Source organism: Actinoplanes nipponensis (genome assembly GCF_016862275.1).
Classification (GTDB): Bacteria; Actinomycetota; Actinomycetes; order Mycobacteriales; family Micromonosporaceae; genus Actinoplanes; species Actinoplanes nipponensis.
The window spans coordinates 39,376-56,985 of sequence record NZ_BOMQ01000071.1; the positions used below are offsets into that span (position 1 = coordinate 39,376).

General features: G+C 74.5%; 16 protein-coding genes. 11 read left to right on the forward strand and 5 right to left on the reverse strand.

Translation table 11 applies throughout. The annotated features are described in order from the left end of the window. The first annotated feature begins 19 nt into the window (after positions 1-19). Together Ani05nite_RS30410 and ybiA are read left to right on the forward strand one after the other, a co-directional pair. Positions 20-976 carry a helix-turn-helix transcriptional regulator gene (locus Ani05nite_RS30410; protein WP_203774114.1) on the forward strand — a complete coding sequence of 319 codons (957 nt, stop codon included), beginning with the start codon at positions 20-22 and terminating at the stop codon, positions 974-976. A gap of 184 nt (positions 977-1,160) precedes the next feature. Beyond that, a complete protein-coding gene (ybiA, locus tag Ani05nite_RS30415) occupies positions 1,161-1,709 on the forward strand; it encodes a riboflavin biosynthesis intermediates N-glycosidase (RefSeq protein WP_239130792.1) in 549 nt (182 codons plus the stop codon). An 8-nt stretch (positions 1,710-1,717) separates the two neighbouring features. Here the strand turns inward: ybiA and Ani05nite_RS30420 are convergent, their stop codons facing one another. Further along, positions 1,718-2,545, reverse strand: a complete 828-nt coding sequence (locus Ani05nite_RS30420) for an ATP-binding protein (RefSeq protein WP_203774115.1) — start codon at positions 2,543-2,545, stop codon at positions 1,718-1,720. Positions 2,546-2,680: 135 nt separating this feature from the next. Between Ani05nite_RS30420 and Ani05nite_RS30425 the strand changes: the two genes are divergently transcribed. Continuing rightward, positions 2,681-3,427, forward strand: coding sequence for an ArsR/SmtB family transcription factor (locus Ani05nite_RS30425; protein ID WP_203774116.1), 747 nt, complete (start codon positions 2,681-2,683; stop codon positions 3,425-3,427). Positions 3,428-3,492: 65 nt separating this feature from the next. Then, the gene (locus Ani05nite_RS30430) at positions 3,493-3,981 is read left to right on the forward strand and encodes an NUDIX hydrolase (RefSeq protein WP_203774118.1); all 489 of its coding nucleotides are present in this window, start codon (positions 3,493-3,495) and stop codon (positions 3,979-3,981) included. Between the two features lie 6 nt (positions 3,982-3,987). Here the strand turns inward: Ani05nite_RS30430 and Ani05nite_RS30435 are convergent, their stop codons facing one another. Next, positions 3,988-4,536, reverse strand: a complete 549-nt coding sequence (locus Ani05nite_RS30435) for a GNAT family N-acetyltransferase (protein ID WP_203774120.1) — start codon at positions 4,534-4,536, stop codon at positions 3,988-3,990. 111 nt (positions 4,537-4,647) lie between these two features. On the opposite strand from Ani05nite_RS30435, the gene Ani05nite_RS30440 reads away from it, so the two are divergent. From Ani05nite_RS30440 to Ani05nite_RS30450, 3 genes are all read left to right on the forward strand, one after another. Next, positions 4,648-6,168 (forward strand): beta-N-acetylhexosaminidase, encoded by a 1,521-nt coding sequence (locus Ani05nite_RS30440; RefSeq protein ID WP_239130776.1) that lies wholly within the window; start codon positions 4,648-4,650, stop codon positions 6,166-6,168. A gap of 389 nt (positions 6,169-6,557) precedes the next feature. Beyond that, positions 6,558-8,774, forward strand: coding sequence for a M48 family metallopeptidase (locus Ani05nite_RS41485; RefSeq protein WP_239130777.1), 2,217 nt, complete (start codon positions 6,558-6,560; stop codon positions 8,772-8,774). A gap of 197 nt (positions 8,775-8,971) precedes the next feature. After that, a complete protein-coding gene (locus tag Ani05nite_RS30450) occupies positions 8,972-9,475 on the forward strand; it encodes a hypothetical protein (RefSeq protein WP_203774122.1) in 504 nt (167 codons plus the stop codon). Here the strand turns inward: Ani05nite_RS30450 and Ani05nite_RS30455 are convergent. From Ani05nite_RS30455 to Ani05nite_RS30465, 3 genes are all read right to left on the reverse strand, one after another. After that, positions 9,464-10,507 (reverse strand): helix-turn-helix transcriptional regulator, encoded by a 1,044-nt coding sequence (locus Ani05nite_RS30455; RefSeq protein WP_203774124.1) that lies wholly within the window; start codon positions 10,505-10,507, stop codon positions 9,464-9,466. The genes Ani05nite_RS30450 and Ani05nite_RS30455 overlap by 12 nt on opposite strands. 70 nt (positions 10,508-10,577) lie before the next feature. Beyond that, the gene (locus Ani05nite_RS30460; protein WP_203774126.1) at positions 10,578-11,789 is read right to left on the reverse strand and encodes a hypothetical protein; all 1,212 of its coding nucleotides are present in this window, start codon (positions 11,787-11,789) and stop codon (positions 10,578-10,580) included. An 11-nt stretch (positions 11,790-11,800) separates the two neighbouring features. Next, a complete protein-coding gene (locus tag Ani05nite_RS30465) occupies positions 11,801-12,445 on the reverse strand; it encodes a hypothetical protein (protein WP_203774128.1) in 645 nt (214 codons plus the stop codon). Between the two features lie 291 nt (positions 12,446-12,736). Between Ani05nite_RS30465 and Ani05nite_RS30470 the strand changes: the two genes are divergently transcribed. Genes Ani05nite_RS30470 through Ani05nite_RS30485 form a run of 4 tightly spaced genes read left to right on the forward strand, consistent with a single transcriptional unit; the run spans position 12,737 to position 17,589 of the window. Next, the gene (locus Ani05nite_RS30470; RefSeq protein ID WP_239130779.1) at positions 12,737-16,216 is read left to right on the forward strand and encodes a nitrate- and nitrite sensing domain-containing protein; all 3,480 of its coding nucleotides are present in this window, start codon (positions 12,737-12,739) and stop codon (positions 16,214-16,216) included. After that, positions 16,217-16,633 (forward strand): roadblock/LC7 domain-containing protein, encoded by a 417-nt coding sequence (locus tag Ani05nite_RS30475; protein ID WP_203774130.1) that lies wholly within the window; start codon positions 16,217-16,219, stop codon positions 16,631-16,633. It abuts the gene before it with no gap. Further along, on the forward strand, positions 16,623-17,009 hold the full coding sequence (locus tag Ani05nite_RS30480) for a DUF742 domain-containing protein (protein WP_203774132.1): 387 nt from the start codon (positions 16,623-16,625) through the stop codon (positions 17,007-17,009). Before Ani05nite_RS30475 ends, Ani05nite_RS30480 begins: the two co-directional genes overlap by 11 nt. Next, a complete protein-coding gene (locus Ani05nite_RS30485) occupies positions 16,990-17,589 on the forward strand; it encodes a GTP-binding protein (protein ID WP_203774134.1) in 600 nt (199 codons plus the stop codon). Before Ani05nite_RS30480 ends, Ani05nite_RS30485 begins: the two co-directional genes overlap by 20 nt. The last annotated feature ends 21 nt before the right edge of the window (positions 17,590-17,610 follow it).

Genomic DNA, 17,610 nt, shown 5'->3' on the forward strand with positions numbered 1-17,610 from the left:
TGGCGGGCAGACTGGCGGCATGGCCAACACGAGTGCCCGGATGCTGCGGCTGCTCTCCCTGCTGCAGACCCACCGCTACTGGCCCGGCGCCGAGCTGGCCGACCGGCTCGAGGTCAGCCCGCGGACGCTGCGGCGCGACGTCGACCGGCTGCGCGAGCTCGGCTATCCGGTCGACGCGGCCCGCGGCGTGGCCGGCGGCTACCAGCTGCAGGCGGGCGCGGCGGTGCCGCCGCTGCTGCTGGACGACGACGAGGCGGTCGCCATCGCGGTCGGTCTGCGGACCGCGGCGGCGGGCGCGGTGGCCGGCTTCGAGGAGACCTCGGTACGCGCCCTGGCCAAGGTGATCCAGCTGCTCCCGCCCCGGCTGCGCAAGCGCATCGACGCGTTGCAGGCGGCGACCGCGCCGGGGGTGTTCGGCGGCGGCCCCACCCTGAACCCGGCGACCCTGACGACGATCGCGCTGGCCTGCCGCGGCGAGGAGCGGCTGCGCTTCGACTACACGGCGCGCGAGGCCGAGGGCTCGGCGCGCTACGTCGAGCCGCACCGGCTGGTCTCGCTGGGCCGCCGCTGGTACCTGGTGGCGTGGGACCTCGACCGCGGCGACTGGCGCAGCTTCCGGATCGACCGGCTGACCGCCCCGCGGCTGACCGGCGCCCGCTTCCGCCCGCGCGAGATCCCGGGCGGCGACCCGGTGGCCTGGATGCGCTCGCGGCTGGCCGCCGTGCCGAACCGCTACGACGTGTCGGTGGTGATCGCCCGGCCGGCCGCGGTGGTGCGGAAGCACGTGGGCCAGTGGGGCACGGCCGAACCGGTGTCGGCATCGAGCAGCCGGCTGCGGATGAACGTGGACGACCTCAGCTGGCCGGTCATGGTGCTGGGCACGCTGGGCGCGGACTTCACTGTGGAATCACCTCCGGAACTGCGCGACCGGGCCCGCGCGGCCGCGGAGACCCTGCTGCGCGGCGCCGGCCGCTGAGGGGCGGATCGGCGCCCCCGTGGCGCCGATCTGCGAAGAGAACCTATCGATCGGGTACGACACTTTTCCGGGACCGGCCCTGGGCTGCGGAACCCTGCTCGGCCATCCGCCGGCGGTGATCCTGCGCGGCCGCCGGGTCCGGAGAATGTCGGTGGGCGGCGGCATACTTCCGGGCGTGGATGAGATGCCCGACAGTGTCGACGAGGTGATCGCGCTGGCCCGCTCGGGCGGGCGGCTGGAGTACCTGTTCTTCTGGGGCCACCGTCCCCCGCGCGACGGCGGCATCGGCCCGGGCTGCCTCAGCCAGTGGTGGCCGTCGGAGTTCACTGTGGACGGTGTCCGCTTCGCCACCGCGGAGCATTACATGATGTGGCGCAAGGCGCTGCTCTTCGGCGACGAGGAGGCGGCGGCGCGGATCGTCGTGGCCGGCCACCCGCGGCAGGCCAAGATGCTGGGCCGCCGGGTCCGCGGCTTCGACGAGCAGGTCTGGACCGAGCGGCGCCGGGCCGTCGTCACCGAGGCCAGCGTGGCCAAGTTCGGCCAGCGCCCCGAGCTGCGGGACTTCCTGCTCGGCACCGGGCGGCGGATCCTGGTCGAGGCCAGCCCGACCGACCGGATCTGGGGCATCGGGCTCGCGGCCACCGACGAGCGCACGGCGGATCCGGCCCGCTGGCCGGGGCTCAACCTGCTCGGCTTCGCGCTGATGCGGGCGCGGGCGCAACTCGGCGGATAGTCCGCCGGTCACCACCGGCGGCGCCGGCCGGCCCGGTCGCGGACCGTGGCCCAGACCAGCTTGCCGCCCGCCGTCGGGATGGCGCCCCAGGCCACCGAGTCCGCGTGCACCACGCGCAGGCCGTGCCCGCGTTCGTTGAGCGGCAGCCCCGGGTCCACCGGGCGGGGATCGATCATCCGGGGCAGGGTGGGATCCCGGTCCCGCACGGCCAGGTGCAGCGCCGTCCCGCGCCGGGAGACCGACACCTCCATCTCCGTGCGGGCGTGCTCGACCGCGTTCGACACCAGCTCGGACAGCACGGCCCGGCCCGGGTGCAGCAGCCTGCTCAGGTTCCAGGCCTGGCAGGCGCCGCCGATCAGGTTGCGCGCGACGCTGGGGGAGACCGGCGACGGCGGCAGCCGCAGCCGTACGACGTCGGTCAGCGGGCGGTGACCGGCCAGCGACTCCCGGGCCTCCGCGGTGGAGTTGACGACGCTGAGGTAGCGCCGGGCGCCGATCTGGCCCAGCCGGTTCGCGAGCGCCGATCCGGACCGCACGCACAGGGCCAGCCGGGCCGGCGGGTCGGCCGCCGCGGCGATCTGGGTCGCGGACAGCCAGACCGGCACGCTCTCGGCCGCCGGGTCCACCACCGCGGCCGCGTCGATGAGGATGGCGGCGGGGCTCTCGGCCAGGCAGCGGCCGATCTCCTGGGCGACCCGGGCCCCCAGGTGCGGGCCCCAGTCGCCGCGGACCGTCACGTCGATGACCGCGCCGTCCACGTCCGCGGTGACGGTCACCCGGGGGGCCGGCGCATCCGCGAGGACGGGCAGGAACAGGTACGGAGGGTTCTCCTCCATGGGTGCGGCCTCTCCGGGTCGACGCCGGTGTCGATACCAGGCAGTCTCGGCCGAATGCCGGAGCCGGTCAACGGGGCTCACCCGTACGCGCCCGGCCGGCTTGACATGCAGGCAGATGACTGCATAACTTAGCGTGTGGATTTGGTGTTCAAGGCGCTGTCCGACCCGACTCGTCGGCTGCTGCTCGACCGGCTGCACGAGCAGAACGGGCAGACCCTCGCCGAGCTGTGCGCCCGGCTGGCCATGACCCGGCAGTCGGCCACCCAACACCTGGCCGTGCTCGAGGCGGCTAACCTCGTCGCCCCGGTCCGCCGTGGGCGGGAGAAGCTGCACTACCTCAACCCCGTGCCGCTGCACGAGGTGCAGCAGCGGTGGATCGACAAGTTCGAGCAGCCCCGGCTGCGGAGCCTGAGCGCAATCAAGCGCAGAGCCGAGGAGACCATGAGCGACCGACCGGCCTTCGTCTACGTCACCTACATCGAGAGCACGCCCGAGCGGGTCTGGGCGGCGCTCACCGACGCGGACATCACCGCGCGTTACTGGGGTCATGCCAACGTCTCGGAGTGGACCGCCGGTTCCCGGTGGGAGCACGTCCGCACGGACGGATCCGGCATCGCCGACGTGGCGGGCACCGTGGTGGAGAGCACGCCGCCCCGGCGCCTGGTCACCACCTGGGACGGCGAGGACGACTCCTCGGTGGTCACCTTCGACATCGAGCGGTATCACGAGATCGTCCGGCTCACCGTGACCCACGAGAACCTCGCCGACGAGCGCGACCGGGCGGAGGCGGCGAGCGGTTGGGCGGCGGTGCTGGCCAACCTCAAGACGCTGCTCGAGACCGGTCACGTGCTGCCGCGGGAGCCGTGGGCGATGAGCCGCTGACGCGCGGCCCGGCGTCGCACCTCAGGTGCCGGGCGAGGCGCGCCGGAAGCACTATCTTGTCCGGCATGCCCATTTCGCCATATCTGCACAGCCTGCGCGAAGTCGTCGGGCACCGGCTGCTCCTGTTGCCCGGCGTCACGGCCGTCGTGCTCGACGACGCCGGCCGCCTGCTGCTCGGCCAGCGGTCGGACAACGGCACCTGGGCCCTGATCGCCGGATCCATGGACCCGGGCGAGCAGCCCGCGGAGACGGTCGTGCGCGAGGTGTACGAGGAGACCGCCGTCCACGTCGTCCCGGAGCGGATCACCAGCGTGCTGACCCAGCCGCCGAACACCTACCCCAACGGCGACCGGACCGAGTTCGTCGACATCACCTTCCGCTGCCGGGCGGTCGGCGGCGAGGCCCGGGTCAACGACGACGAGTCACTGGCCGTGGGCTGGTTCGCGCCGGACGACCTGCCCCCGCTCAACGAGCTCAACACCCGACGCATCGCCTGGGCGCTCGCGCCGGACGCGGACGCCTGGTTCAGCGGCACGGCGCCGCGCCGGCCGTGACCGCGGTCAGAGCGGGCGGGCCCGGACGTGATCGTCGTGCCACACCGCGCCGACCAGGAACCGCTTGGTGCCGATGATCTCGAAGCCGTGCTTGGCGTAGAACCGCGCGGCCCGGGCGTTGCGCTGATTCACGCCCAGCCAGCAGAGCCGCGCCCCGGTCGCGGCGGCCGCTGCGAGGGTGGCCGTCATCAGCGTGGCCGCGATGCCGGAGCCGTGGTTCTCCGCGGCGACGTAGAACTTGCTGAGCTCGATCGCGGCGCCCCCCGGCGGATCGACGGCGGCGCCCACCACGACGGCGAGGTCCGGATCGGCGATCGGGCCGCCGACCAGCATGGCGTACCCGGCCATCGTGCCGTCGTCCTCGGCCACCAGCAGGATGCGGGCCGGGTCGGCCAGATAACCTTCGAAGCTCGCCCGGGCCAGGTGCGCGGCGACGAACGCATCGATGTCGGCCGCGAGGGTACCCGGTGGGGTGGCCAGGCCGAAGGTGCGAGCCGCGAGTTCGTGCAGCTCAGCCGCGTCCGCCGGAACGGCCCGCCGGGTGGTGATCGCCATGGCGCCACGATATCGGCGACGTGACGCGGGCCATCGGGACGGCCCGGAACTGGAAAGAGGGTTTAGAGTCGTGCCGACCGATCGGCGGTCGGAGACCCGGAGGATGAAGCGGTGAGCGAACCGGCAGTGCAGCGCAGAGGGCTCGGCGACGTGATTCCCCGGCCGGCCGAGGTGCGGCCCGACCCGGCCGCCGACTTCCGCATCGGTACGGGCACAGCCATCCGTACGGCGCCCGGTTCGGCCGCCGCCCGCCGCGTCGGTGAGCACCTCGCCGCCCTGCTGCGCCCGGCCACCGGCTTCGCCCTGCCGGTCGGCGAGGAGTCCGGTGCGATCGCCCTGCTGCTCGACGACGGCGCGGAGACCGACGGCGAACCCGACGGCGACGAGGGCTACCGGCTCGAGATCACCCCGGAGGGTGTCACCGTGCGGGCCGCCGCGCCCGCCGGCCTGTTTGCCGCGGTGCAGACGCTGCGGCAGCTGCTGCCCGCGGAGATCGACGGGGCCGCCCCGCGCGACGCCGACTGGGTGCTGCCCGGCGGCCGGATCACCGACCGGCCGAGGTTCGCCTACCGCGGCGTGATGCTCGACATCGCCCGGCGCTTCTTCACGGTCGCGGAGATCGAGGCCTATCTCGACTCGGTGGTGCAGTTCAAGATCAACCACCTGCACCTGCACCTGACCGACGACCAGGGCTGGCGGCTGGAGATCGACGGCTGGCCCCGGCTCACCGAGGTCAGCGGCGGGGCGGGTACGGGCGTCGACGGCGCCGGCCCCGGCTACCTGACCCGGGCCGACTACACCGAGCTGGTCGCGTACGCCGCCGAGCGGTTCGTCACGATCGTGCCCGAGATCGACATGCCGGGGCACGTCAACGCCGCCCAGGTGGCGTACCCGGAGCTGACCGCCGACGGGACGGCGGTCGCCCCGCGCACCGACACCGAGGTCGGCTACAGCTCGCTGGTCGCCGGCAAGGAGGAGACGTACGCGTTCGTCGAGGACGTGGTGCGTGAGGTCGCGGCGCTGACCCCGGGGCCGTACCTGCACATCGGCGGGGACGAGGCCCAGGCCACCACCGCTGAGGACTACCGCACGTTCATCCAGCGGGTGCTGCCGCTGGTCGCCAAGTACGGCAAGCGGGTGGTGGGCTGGCACGAGATGGCCGGCGTCGAGCTGCCGGAGACCGCGGTCGCGCAGTACTGGCGGATCGAGGCCGCCGACGAGGGCACCGCCCGCGCGGCGGCGAACGGCAGCAAGGTGATCATGTCGCCGGCCGACCGGACGTACCTGGACATGAAGTACACCGCCGACAGCCCGCTCGGCCTGGACTGGGCCGGCGTGATCGACGTCGAGCGCTCGTACGACTGGGACCCGGCCGAGCGGCTCCCCGGCGTGGGCGAGGAGGCGCTGCTGGGCGTGGAGGCGGCGCTGTGGGCGGAGACGCTGCGCAGCCTGGCCGACGCGCAGACGATGACGTACCCGCGGCTGCCCGCGGTCGCGGAGATCGGCTGGTCGCCGCGCGCGAGCCACGACTGGGAGTCCTTCCGCCGCCGGCTGGCCGCCTTCGGCCCCCGCTGGCGCCACCAGGGCGTCGCCTTCCACCCGTCGCCGGAGATCCCCTGGGCCGAGGCCTGACCCCCGGACCCTGAACCCGGTCCCGGGCCTCAGGGCACCACGATTCGCACGCTGACGGCCACCACGCGCCGGCCCAGCACCCGCAGGGGAACGGGCCGGTCGTGGTGACGGCGGCGCAGGTCGGGCAGCCAGGCATAGCCCTTGATGCCGGCGGCGAGGGTCTGATCGAGGACGGCCGTGCCGTCGGGGATCCCCTGCGAGCGCCGAGCGAAACGGCACGGTGGGCCACCGCAGCGAACGTCCCGAAATCTTCCTTAAATCTTGCCGCCCGGGTGGTCCTGCGCGGCGGCGGATCCGCGCACGTCAGGAGCGTTCTTCGGCGCCGAATCGTGACCACCGGGCGGAGCGGCGGCTGCGGGCGGGTCGCGGGGCGGCCCTAGGCTGGCCGCGTGCAGAAGAGGGTGCTGGCATCGGCGACCGCGCTGGCCGGGTTCCTGCTCGTCGCCGCGGTGCAGCTGGCCCTGGTGGTGGTGCCGGTGCTGCTGCTGCTCTCGATGCTGCCGGGCGCCGTCGCGCTGCGGCTGGGCCTGCCCGTCTGCATCGCGACGGTCGGCGTGATGGCGTACGCGACCTGGCGGGCTCTGCACACCCGCCGTCCCGAACCGGTCGGCATCCCGGTGACCCGCACGGACGCCCCGCAGCTGTGGGCGCTGCTCGACGGCGCGGCGGCAGCGGCCGGCACCCGCGCCCCCGACCGGGTGACCATCGTCGCCGACGCGGCCGCGAAGATCATGGAGCGCACCCGGCTGCTCGGCCTGCTCGGCGGCCGCCGGGACCTCTACCTCGGCCTCCCGCTGCTGCAGGCCTGGGACGAGGCGCACCTGCGGGCGGTCGCGGCGCACGAGCTCGGCCACTTCTCGCCGCGGCTGGGCCGGCTCGCGCCGCTGGCCTACCGCGGCCGGCTGGCGGTCGGCCGCACGCTGCCGCGCATCCCGCCCCGCAACCCGGCCGGCCCGCTGCTGCGCGCGTACGCGAAGTTCTACCGCCGGGTCGACGCGCCCTTCAGCCGCGCGCAGGAGCTCACCGCCGACCGGATCGCCGCCGAGTACGCCGGTCCGGCCGCGGCCGCGGCGGTGCTGCGCGACCTGCCCGCGCTGGACGCCCTCCAGCGGATCTTCCACGCCGAGTACCTGGGCCCGGGCTGGCAGGCGGGGCACGTGCCGGACGACCTCTTCGGCGGCTTCCTGCGGGTGCTCGCCGCCCGCGCGGACGACGTGGCGGTGCTGCGCGCCCGCGACCCGGGCACGCCGGGCGCCTGGGACACCCATCCACCGGTCGCCGAGCGGCTCGCCGCGCTGACCGCGACCGCGATCCCCGCGCAACCGGCTCCGTCCACGCCGGTCGAGCCGGACCGCGAGCTGGTCGGCGCGGTCGTCGCCGGCACGGCCGACCCCGCGACGTCGGGGACGGGTGCTCGCTCTGGCGCGGCCGACCCGGTGGGAACGAAACCGGATAATTCGCCTGGCGAAGCCGATGCAGCCGATCTTGCCGGTCAGGCCCCGCCCACGGCCCTCGCCGGCGATACCTCCGAGGCGCCTTCCGCCGGTCGGGGCACTCCATCGCCGACCGCCGCGCCCACCGCGGGAAATCCCACCCCACCCGCCGCGGGAAGTCCTGCCGCGGAAATGCCCGCCGCACCAAAGCCCGCCCCGGGAAAGCCCGCCGCACCAAAGCCCGCCGCATCCCGCCGCCCCCTCGCCCCCGAGCTGGGTGCGCCGGCCGGCGACCTGGTCCCCGACCTGCCCGGCCTGGGCCGCGCACTCCAGGGCGTCGCCTTCCCCGCCCAGGGCCGCACGACGGTCGACTGGGACACCTTCTTCGGCGCGGCCCGCACTGTCGAGATGCAGCGTGAGGCCGACGGCGCCCTGGCCACGATCTCCCGCGCCGCCGGCGTCCCCGTCGCCAACGCCGCCGACGTGCTCGACCTGGCCGCCGACGGCCGGCTGCACAAGGCCGCCGAGTCGGTCTTCGCCGGGCTGCCCGCCGACGAGACCGCCGGCCGGGTTGCCGAGCTGGTCACGCTGCTGCTCGCGCTGGCCGCGCTGCGCAGCGGGGCGGCCCGCTGGCGGCACAGCTGGACCGGCAACGCCGAGCTGATCGCGGCCGACGGCGCCCACCTCGACCTGGGTGGCCTGGCCGCGCTGGCCAGCGACCCGGCGACGGTCGTGACCGCCCGGGAGCGGCTCGCCGAGCTGGGCATCGACGCGGCGGCCGGGCCGGGCGCGGAGACCGCGCGGACCCGGCCCGAGGTGGTCGGCGGCGTGGTCAACCTGGTCGTGGACGGCGCCCGTACGGATCTGCTCATCGTCGACACCGGACTGTTCCTGGTGCCGGGGTTGCCCCGGTCGCAGAACGGTTCGGCGAAGCGGCGGCTGGCCCGGTTCGCGGCGGCCGACGTGCCGCTGCGCGAGGAGACCGCGCCCGGCAGCCGGTTCCTGCCGTACGCCGAGATCGCCGGCGCCACCCGGACCCGGCGGCGGAGCTGGGACCTGCGCCTGCGCGACGGCGGGGCGGTGAGCGTACGGACCGCGCTCGACTCGGACGAGCTGCCGGGCGGCTGGGCCGCGCTGGACGACGCCGTGGCGTTCCTGGCCCGCAGCAGATAGCCGCCGGTACGACTGAACCGTTCCGCACCGCAACGCGTGTCACCAGGGGACGGTCGCATGTCCGACGGGACGAGTCACCAGCTTGTCACCAAGGGTCATCATGGGGTCCAGGATCGTTCGCTTACCCTTCGCCGAATTGGGTAGAAGAAGTCCACTCGCAGCGGCGATGATCGTCATCGACAGGGGGGAGGGGCGCTATGGAGCGGGGACCACTGGCGCTCTTCGGGGCCATCGTCGCGATCGGCCTCGGACCGGCGATGTGGCTCGGCGCGCAGTTCGGTCAGGTGACGTTGTCGCCCGATCGCCCGCCCGCCGTGACCACGGTGCAGAACGAGGTGGAGGCGCCGCGCGGCGGTTCCGGCGCGGGCGACGCGCCGGCCGGCACCGAGACGATCCGCTCCGAGCCCAAGGCCGACACCCAGCCGCTGACCCGGACCAAGAACGCCCGTCCGGCCGCGACCAGGTCGGCGTCGCCCTCGCCGTCGGAGTCCTCCGCGTCGACGCCGCCCACCGAACCCACCTCGCCGGGGACCTCGGGCCCGGGTGACGGCCAGACCACTCCGCCGACGGAGTCGACGACTTCGCCGGACGATCCGCCCCCGCCGGACGACGGGCCGGACGACCCGCCGCCCACCGACCCGCAGGGCGACCCGGCGCCCGGCTCCCAGGACTCCGGCGCGCCCAGCACCTCACTCGTCTGACGACTGCCCCACCCGCAGCCCGGGCCCTTCCGGCCCGGGCCGCGTGCTGTCCGCCCCGTCGGGCAGGTAGGTCCGGCCCATTCCGCGGGCGGTCTCCGCGAAGCGTTCGCGCAGCTCCGGCGGCGCCAGCACCTCGGCCTCCGCGCCCAGCTTGAGCAGCTCGATGTGGCCGTGGCGGATCGACTCGATCGGCACCGTCGTGGTCAGCCACCCGTCGTCGCCGGGCGGCCCGGCGCGCTCACGCGCCGTCCGCGACATCTCCGGCGGGAAGACGTACGCCATCCGGCCCAGCGCCTCGGCCGTCATCCGTACGGTGGCCTGCCCGGTGTAGACGCCCCGCTCGTACTGCTCCGTCCAGTCCCGCCAGAACGCCGCCAGGTCGAAGCCGGGCGGCCGGTCGGCGGGCTCGTCGAGCAGCGTGGCGTCGAGGACGTTCACCACCCGGTACGCCGTGACCCGGTCGCGGAAGCCGGCCACCAGGTACCAGCGTCCCGCCTTGAGCACCACGCCCAGCGGGGACAGCATCCGGGTCACCTCGCGGGGCGCCTTCCAGCGCCGGTACCGCACATCGATCATGCGGGCCTGCCACACCGCGTCGGCCACTGTCGCCAGGTGCGGGGTGGGCTCGTCGGCCCGGAACCAGCCCGGCGCGTCCAGGTGGAAGCGTTCGCGTACCCGGTCCGCCCGGTCCGCCAGCTCACCCGGCAGCGCCGCCCGCAGCTTGAGCTCCGCGGCCGCCAGCACCGAGCCGAGCCCGAGCTCGGCGGCCGGGCCGGGCATCCCGGCCAGGAACAGGGTGCCGGCCTCGTCGCCGGTGAGGCCGGTCAGCCGGGTGCGGTAGCCGTCGAGCAGCTGGTAGCCGCCGGCCGGGCCCCGGTCGGCGTAGACCGGCACGCCGGCCGCGCCGAGCGACTCGACGTCGCGGTACACGGTGCGCACCGACACCTCGAGCTCGCGGGCCAGTTCCTGGGCGGTCATCCGCCCGCGGTTCTGCAGCAACAGCAGCAGGGAGAGCAGCCGGGACGCGCGCATGCGCCCAGCATGGCACCGGCCGCGTGCGGTGAGCACGCGGCCGGGGACGGAGGGGCAGGTGGCGCCGGGGTCAGAGGCTGAGGATGCGGTTCAGCATGTCCCGGTAGCCGCGCAGCTGCACCCGCAGCTGCTCGGTGTCATCGGTGTCGCTGTGCAGGCCCTCGCGCTGCGCGCGCAGGCCGGCGGTGAGCTTTTCGACGGCCTCCTCGACCAGTCCGGCGGCCTCCGCGGCGGCGTCCTTGGGGCTGTCGACGAAGCGCAGCTGCACGTCCCGCCACCGCTCCTGGAAGGCCTGGGCGTCGCCCCGGTCGAAGAGGGTCTCGGCCGGCGCGGCGGGGGTCGTCGCCGCGGCCACCGGGACGGCCACGACGGCCGGGGTGGCCTCCGCGGCCGGGCGGTCGTCCGGGTCCTGGGCCGGGCGGTCGTCCGCGTCGACGGGCGCACCGGTGGCGGGCTCGACCACCTGCGGGTCGTCGAAGCTGCCCTCGTCCTTGAGGGCGGAGGCCGCCGGCTCGGGGCGGGCATCGTCGTCCAAGGTGGAGTCGTCGAGGGGCCGTTCGGTGCCGGGCTCGACGGCCCGGGGGTCGTCGAAGCCGCCGTCGTCCTTGAGCGTGCCGGACGCCGGCGTGTCGGTCTCATCGTAGGTGGTGACCGATTCGTCGCGGTTGCCGTCGTGATCGCGGTCGGTGGTGTCGGTGGTGTCCGCGAGACCGGCGTCGGCGGTCCGGTCCGAGACCGCGCCGGGGCGGGTGTCGGTGTCGTCGTCGTCATCGAGCGGCACGTCGACGACGGCGTCGGGGTCGGTGCGCTCGGTGTCCGCGGTGCTGCCGGCGTACGTGTTGGTCGAGGACGTCACCACGCCGTCGCCGGGCGCGACGTTGGCGTCGTCGCCGACGCCCGAGTCGGCCGCCGAGTCGCGGTCGGTGGCCTGCCACCGGTCGTTCTCCGGGTTGGCCATCGCGGAGGCGGCCACCGCGCCGCCGACGGTGGAGGCGCCGAAGGCGGTCGGCTGAGGGCTCGGCTCGTGGAACGGCGGTGCGCCGGCGTCGTCCCGGTCCGGTACCGCGTCGGGGCTGCCGTCGCGGCGCTCGGGGTCGACGGCGACGGTGTCGTCGGCCGTGGCCGGGGTGTTCGACCAGGGCGACGGGGGTCGCTGGCTCGGTACGGCTACCGGGTCGGACTGCACCCGCTCCGGCCGGTCCTCGTCGGCGCGCGCCTCGGCCCGCTCGTCGGTGACCTGATCATCGCTGGACTCGCGGGCGTCGTTGGAGAAGAAACGCATGGTCAGGCTCCTCAGCGGCTCGTGGCGTCGGGACGGGAGCCCGCGACGTCGCTGTCGTGGTTGTTGATCTGCTGGTTCGGCACCTTCGGCTCGGCCGCGGGGCTGGCCGCGCCCTCGCTGCGGACCGGGTTCTCACCGAGCAGGTCCGCGAACAGCGCACGGTAGTGGACCAGCGCCTGCCGCAGGTCCTCGGTGCTCGCCTCGCCGGTGCGGCTGCGCTCGCTGATCGCGTGGGCGTCGCGGTAGTGCTCCAGCGTGCGGGCGTGGGCGACGGAGAGGGTGGCCAGTTGGTCGTCGTAGTCGCCGGTCGGGTAGCCGCGCTCGGCGATGAGCCGGGTGGTCAGCTCGTCGGCGGTCGACACGGCGGTCTCGGGCGCGTCCACGAACTGGATCTGCACCTCTTCCCAGGCGACCGAGTAGCGGGCCTTGGACTCGGCGGACAGGGGCTTGAGCTCGAGCTCGGCATGCCGCTTCTCGCGGTCGCGCAGCTCGCGCTCGGCCTCGGTACGGCTGTCGGCGTCGGCGACGACGCGGTCGTACTCGGGACCGAAGGTCTTCTGCAGTTGCTTGCGACGGCTGGCCCGCACCGCGAACAGGATCGCGGCGACGATCACCAGCACGACGATGATCAGGACGATGGTGAGCCAAGCGGACATGGCGGTCCTCCTTCTTCACCACCGGGTATGCCCACTCAACCAGGGTCATCAATCCGAAATCGCGGCGCGCGGGAGAAAATCCGCCGGGCGCCGCCGGCCCCTGACCGGTTCGACCGGTTCGCGGGTGTTCGCCAAGATCTGTGGCACGCCGCCGAGGTGGCTGGGAGCGCCGCCATTCCGTATTCTGCCGAAGGCGCACGCAGCATCTCCGTCAACGGTCGTCAATCCCTCGTCCGTGGTCACCCGGGTGCTGCGTGCCGACGGTCCTGCAATCCCCTCGGGCGGAGTCTGATGAGAACCCGCAACTGGTCGATCCGTTCGAAGATCATCGCACTGGCCGCGGTGCCGCTGACGGCCCTGCTGGCGCTCTGGATCTTCGCGACGGCGGTGACCGCCGGTCCGGCCAGCAATCTGCTGTCGGCGCAGACCCTGGTGGACCGGGTCGGCTCACCCGGCGAGCGGCTCATCGGCCAGTTGCAGCTGGAACGGCGGATGTCCGTCGCGTACCTCTCCGACCGGCAGGCCGGCGCGACCGCCCTGGTCGCCCAGCGGGCCTCGACCGACCGGGCCGCCGCCGACTTCCGGCGCTCGGCCAGCGCCGCCGACGCCCAGGACGCCGCCGACGACAACCTGAAGGCCCGCATCCGGCAACTCTTCTCCGAGCTGGACGGTCTGCCCGAGAACCGGCGGCACATCGACCGCCGCGAGGTCGACGCGCTGGGCGCGCAGAACCTCTACAACGCCATGGTGGAGACCGGCTTCCGGATGTTCATCGCCACGGCCACCTTCGGCGACGAGCGGATCGACCGCAAGATCCGCGCCGTGGTCACCATCGCGCGCGGCCAGGAGCACCTGAGCCGGTCCAACTCGCTGATCGGCGGCGCGCTGGCGGCCGGCGAGCTGAGCCCGGCGGCCCGCGTCGACCTGCTCCAGGCGATCGCCACGTCGCGCTTCCTGCTCGCCGAGGGGGTGACCGACCTCGCTGCGCCCGACCGGGCGGCGTTCCAGCGGCTCAGCAGCGGGCAGGCGTTCACCCGGCTGCGCGAGCTGCAGGACCAGGTGATCAGCGACAGCCGCCCCGGCACCGCCGTGCCGGTCACGGCGGCGCAGTGGCAGCCCACCTTCGACGCGTCGACCCAGCAGCTGACCGCGTTCGAGGTCAACACCGTCGCGGCGCTGCCCGGCGACGCCCGGCCGGTCGCCGTGGAGGTGCTGCTGCGCCTCGGCCTGGCCGGCCTGCTCGGCCTGCTCGCCGTCATCGTCTCGATCGTCGTGTCGGTGCGGGTCGGCCGGTCGATGGTCGGCCGGCTGACCCGCCTGCGCGGCGAGGCCCTGGAGATGGCCGGCGAGCGGCTGCCGTCGGTGGTCCGGCGGCTGCAGCGCGGCGAGGCCGTCGACGTCGAGGTGGAGACCCCGCCGCTGGAGTACGGCCGGGACGAGATCGGCGAGGTGGGCCGCGCCTTCAACGAGGTGCAGCGGACGGCCGTCCAGTCCGCCGTCGAGGAAGCGAACGTGCGCCGGGGCATCAACGAGGTCTTCCTCAACATCGCCCGGCGCAGCCAGACGCTGTTGCACCGCCAGCTCGCCCTGCTGGACAAGATGGAACGGCGGGAGACCGAGCCGGACGAGCTCGAGGACCTGTACCGCGTCGACCACCTCGCCACCCGGATGCGCCGGCACGCCGAGGACCTGGTGATCCTGGCCGGCGCCGCCCCGGGCCGCGGCTGGCGCAACCCGGTGCCGGTGATCGACGTGGTCCGCGGCGCGATCAGCGAGGTCGAGGACTACAAGCGCGTCGACATCGTCTCGGTGGAGTCGTCGGCCGTCCTGGGCCGGGCCGTGGGTGACGTCATCCACCTGCTGGCCGAGCTGCTGGAGAACGCGGCGTCGTTCTCGCCGCCGCAGACCCGGGTCCAGGTGGTCGGCCAGATCCTGCCCAACGGGTACGCCCTCGAGATCGAGGACCGCGGGCTGGGCATGTCCTCCGAGGCCCTCGCCGAGGCCAACCGCAAGCTGCTCGAGCCGCCGGACTTCGACCCCGCCGACAGCGCCCGGCTCGGCCTGTTCGTGGTCGCCCAGCTCGCCGACCGGCACGGCATCCGGGTCTCGCTGCGGCCCAGCGGTTACGGCGGCGTGACGGCGATCGTGCTGGTGCCGGGGGAGCTGGTCACCACCGGGACCGCCCGCGGCCCCGTCGCGCTGCCCGCCGGTCCCACCCCGCCGGACCAGGCCTGGGACCGGCCGCTGGTCGGCTCGGGCACCGAGGACCCGGCGCGCAGCTCGCTGGCGGCGCTGCAGTGGCAGGGCACCGAGGAGCTCCGCTCGATCACGGTCACCGGCCGCCCGGTGACGATCAACGGCACGGCCACGCCCGGCCCCGATCCGGCCGGGCGGCCCGGCCGGGAACTGGCTGCCCCGGTGGCCGGCGCCGACCCGTCCGTGGGCGACCCCACCCGGCCGCTGAGCCGGCACAGCTTCGGCCTGACCGGCACGCCCGCCCCGGAGCCGGCCGCGGGCGCCGGTGGACCGGCGCCGAGCGCGATCGTCGACGGACTGACCGAGGACGGGCTGGTGCAACGACGCCGCACCAAGCCGCGCCGCGCGAACGACGAGCCGGCGGCCCCGCCCACGCCGCTGCCGCCCAACCTGACCTCACCGGCGGGCCTCACCGCGCCGCCGTCGCTGGGCTCGGACCTCCCATCGGCCGGCGACGGCCGGACGGCGCACGGCGGCGGCCTGTCCGGCGCGGGACTCAACGGCGCCGGTCCCCTCGGTTCCGGCCCGCTCGGTGCTGGTCCGCTCGGTGCCGGTCCGCTCAGTGCCGGCCCGCTCGGTTCCGGTCCGCTCGGTGCCGGATCGAACGGCGCCGAGCGTCCTGGCGCGGGCCGTAACGGCGCCGTGCCGGGCGGCGACGGAACGCTGCGCCACGGCGGCGGTCCGGCTGTGCTCCGGCCTCCGGGCGCCACGCCGACACCGGTGCCGCCAAGGATCCCCTCACCCCGCGTCGCCCCGGACCCGATGCACGACGCGCTGCCGACCGCGCCGCCGGCCGTGCCCCCGGTCATGCCGACCGGCGCTCCGGCCGTGCCACCGGCCGTGCCACCGACCGTGCCACCGGTAACGCCGACCACCGCGCCGGCCGCCACGCCGGCTGAAGAGCTGCTCGGTGACGAACCGTTGCTGCCCCGCCGGGTACGGCAGGCGAGCCTGGCGCCGCAGCTGCGCGGCCCGGTCGCGGAGCAGCCCGCCGCCCCGGCACGCTCCCCGGAGCAGGTCCGTTCCCTGATGAGCGCGCTGCAGCAGGGCACCGCCCGGGGCCGGCGCGAGGCGGCCGGCCTGAGCGCCACGCCCCCGGCCGCGCCACCCGGCGCGCCCAGTGACCACCTGACCAGCCCGGCCGATGACCACGTGCCCGGCGCGCCCGGTGACCACGTGCCCGGCAGCGAGATCGGCCACGTGCCCGGCAGCGAGATCGGCCACGTGCCCGGCAGCGAGACCGGCCACGTGCCCGGCAGCGAGACCGGCCAGGTGCCCGGCCGCGAGACCGGCAGCGGAACCGGCCACGAGACCGGCAGCTTGATCGACAACGAGACCGGCGGCGCCACCGGCCGACCGGAAACTGACAAACACGAGACGGTTGGGGAGCCGATGTGGTCGCAGGCGGCTACCGTCACTTTCCCGGCAGTGCAGGACCCGGTGGCGGCCGGGTCCGACGAAAGCACCGACAACGCGCCCGTTAACCACGAGAACCGGCTGGATAAGGACGCATAAGTGGCATACACGACTAACCAGAGCGCCAACCTCACCTGGCTCCTCGACGACCTGATCGAGCGGGTGCCCTCCGCGCAGCAGGCTGTGGTGCTGTCCGCGGACGGGCTGATGATGGGCGCCTCGGCCGCGCTGAGCAGGGAGGACGCCGAGCACCTGTCGGCGATGGCGGCCGGTTTCCAGAGCCTGGCCAAGGGCGCGAGCCGGCACTTCCAGGCCGGCCCGGTCCGCCAGACGGTGGTCGAGATGGAGGACGCGTTCCTCTTCGTCACGGCCGCCGGGCTGGGGGCGTGCCTGGCGGTGCTGGCCGCCAGCGACGCGGACCTCGGGCTGATCGCGTACGAGATGGCCATGCTCGTCACCCGCGTCGGGCAGACGATGGACGCGCCGGAACGCGCCGCCGGGTCCGATGCCCGCTGATCCGCTGCGGGCCCCGCACGACTGGCTGGATCAGGACGCGGGCCCGGTGGTGCGGCCGTACGCCGTGACCCAGGGCCGGGTCGCCCCGTCCGGCGGCGAGTTCGACCTCGTCGCGTTCGTGGTGGCGACCATGCCCGACGCGCCCCCGGCGCCGTCGCTGCAACCGGAGCATCACGCTCTCGTCGGCGCGGCGTGGGAGCCCACGTCCGTCGTGGAACTAGCCTCCAAACTGGACCTCTCCATCGGGGTCGTCCGGGTTCTGCTGGGTGATCTACGCTCGGCGGGACTCATTTCGCTCTACGAGCCTCCCGCGGCCTCTCAGCCGCACGACGTCGACGTACTCAAGGCGGTTGTCAATGGACTCCGTGCGCTCTGACCGAGACGGCACGCGCTCGCGCATCCCGGTCGCGCTCAAGATCCTCATCGCCGGCGGGTTCGGTGCGGGCAAGACCACCATGGTCGGCTCGGTCAGCGAGATCCGGCCGCTGCAGACCGAGGAGGTGCTGACCGGCGTCGACGGCGCCGACGACACCTCGGGCGTCGAGGGGAAGCGGACCACGACGGTCACGATGGACTTCGGTCGCATCACGATCACCGAGGATCTGCAGCTCTACCTGTTCGGCACCCCGGGGCAGGACCGCTTCTGGTTCCTCTGGGACGAGCTGTCGCAGGGCGCGCTGGGCGCCGTCGTGCTCGCCGACACCCGGCGGCTGGCCGACTGCTTCCCCTCGATCGACTACTTCGAGCAGCGGGGCACGCCGTTCGTGGTGGCGGTGAACTGCTTCGACTCCGAGCGCCGCTTCGGCGCGCAGGCGGTCGCCAAGGCGCTCGACCTGGACCCGGACGTGCCGGTGGTGGAGTTCGACGCGCGCGAGCCGCTGGCCGCCCGCAACGTGCTGATCGAGCTGGTCGAGTACGTCGCCCGCCGGCAGTTGCTGGCCGCCGGCGCCCGCTGAGCCGGCGCGGCGGGGCGCGGT

Excerpts from the sequence above, each read along its gene's own strand:
- Ani05nite_RS30410 (WP_203774114.1), top strand. The coding sequence starts at position 20 with ATGGCCAACACGAGTGCCCGGATGCTGCGGCTGCTCTCCCTGCTGCAG.
- ybiA (WP_239130792.1), top strand. The coding sequence starts at position 1,161 with ATGCCCGACAGTGTCGACGAGGTGATCGCGCTGGCCCGCTCGGGCGGG.
- Ani05nite_RS30420 (WP_203774115.1), bottom strand. The coding sequence starts at position 2,545 with ATGGAGGAGAACCCTCCGTACCTGTTCCTGCCCGTCCTCGCGGATGCG.
- Ani05nite_RS30430 (WP_203774118.1), top strand. The coding sequence starts at position 3,493 with ATGCCCATTTCGCCATATCTGCACAGCCTGCGCGAAGTCGTCGGGCAC.
- Ani05nite_RS30435 (WP_203774120.1), bottom strand. The coding sequence starts at position 4,536 with ATGGCGATCACCACCCGGCGGGCCGTTCCGGCGGACGCGGCTGAGCTG.
- Ani05nite_RS30450 (WP_203774122.1), top strand. The coding sequence starts at position 8,972 with ATGGAGCGGGGACCACTGGCGCTCTTCGGGGCCATCGTCGCGATCGGC.
- Ani05nite_RS30455 (WP_203774124.1), bottom strand. The coding sequence starts at position 10,507 with ATGCGCGCGTCCCGGCTGCTCTCCCTGCTGCTGTTGCTGCAGAACCGC.
- Ani05nite_RS30460 (WP_203774126.1), bottom strand. The coding sequence starts at position 11,789 with ATGCGTTTCTTCTCCAACGACGCCCGCGAGTCCAGCGATGATCAGGTC.
- Ani05nite_RS30465 (WP_203774128.1), bottom strand. The coding sequence starts at position 12,445 with ATGTCCGCTTGGCTCACCATCGTCCTGATCATCGTCGTGCTGGTGATC.
- Ani05nite_RS30470 (WP_239130779.1), top strand. The coding sequence starts at position 12,737 with ATGAGAACCCGCAACTGGTCGATCCGTTCGAAGATCATCGCACTGGCC.
- Ani05nite_RS30480 (WP_203774132.1), top strand. The coding sequence starts at position 16,623 with ATGCCCGCTGATCCGCTGCGGGCCCCGCACGACTGGCTGGATCAGGAC.
- Ani05nite_RS30485 (WP_203774134.1), top strand. The coding sequence starts at position 16,990 with ATGGACTCCGTGCGCTCTGACCGAGACGGCACGCGCTCGCGCATCCCG.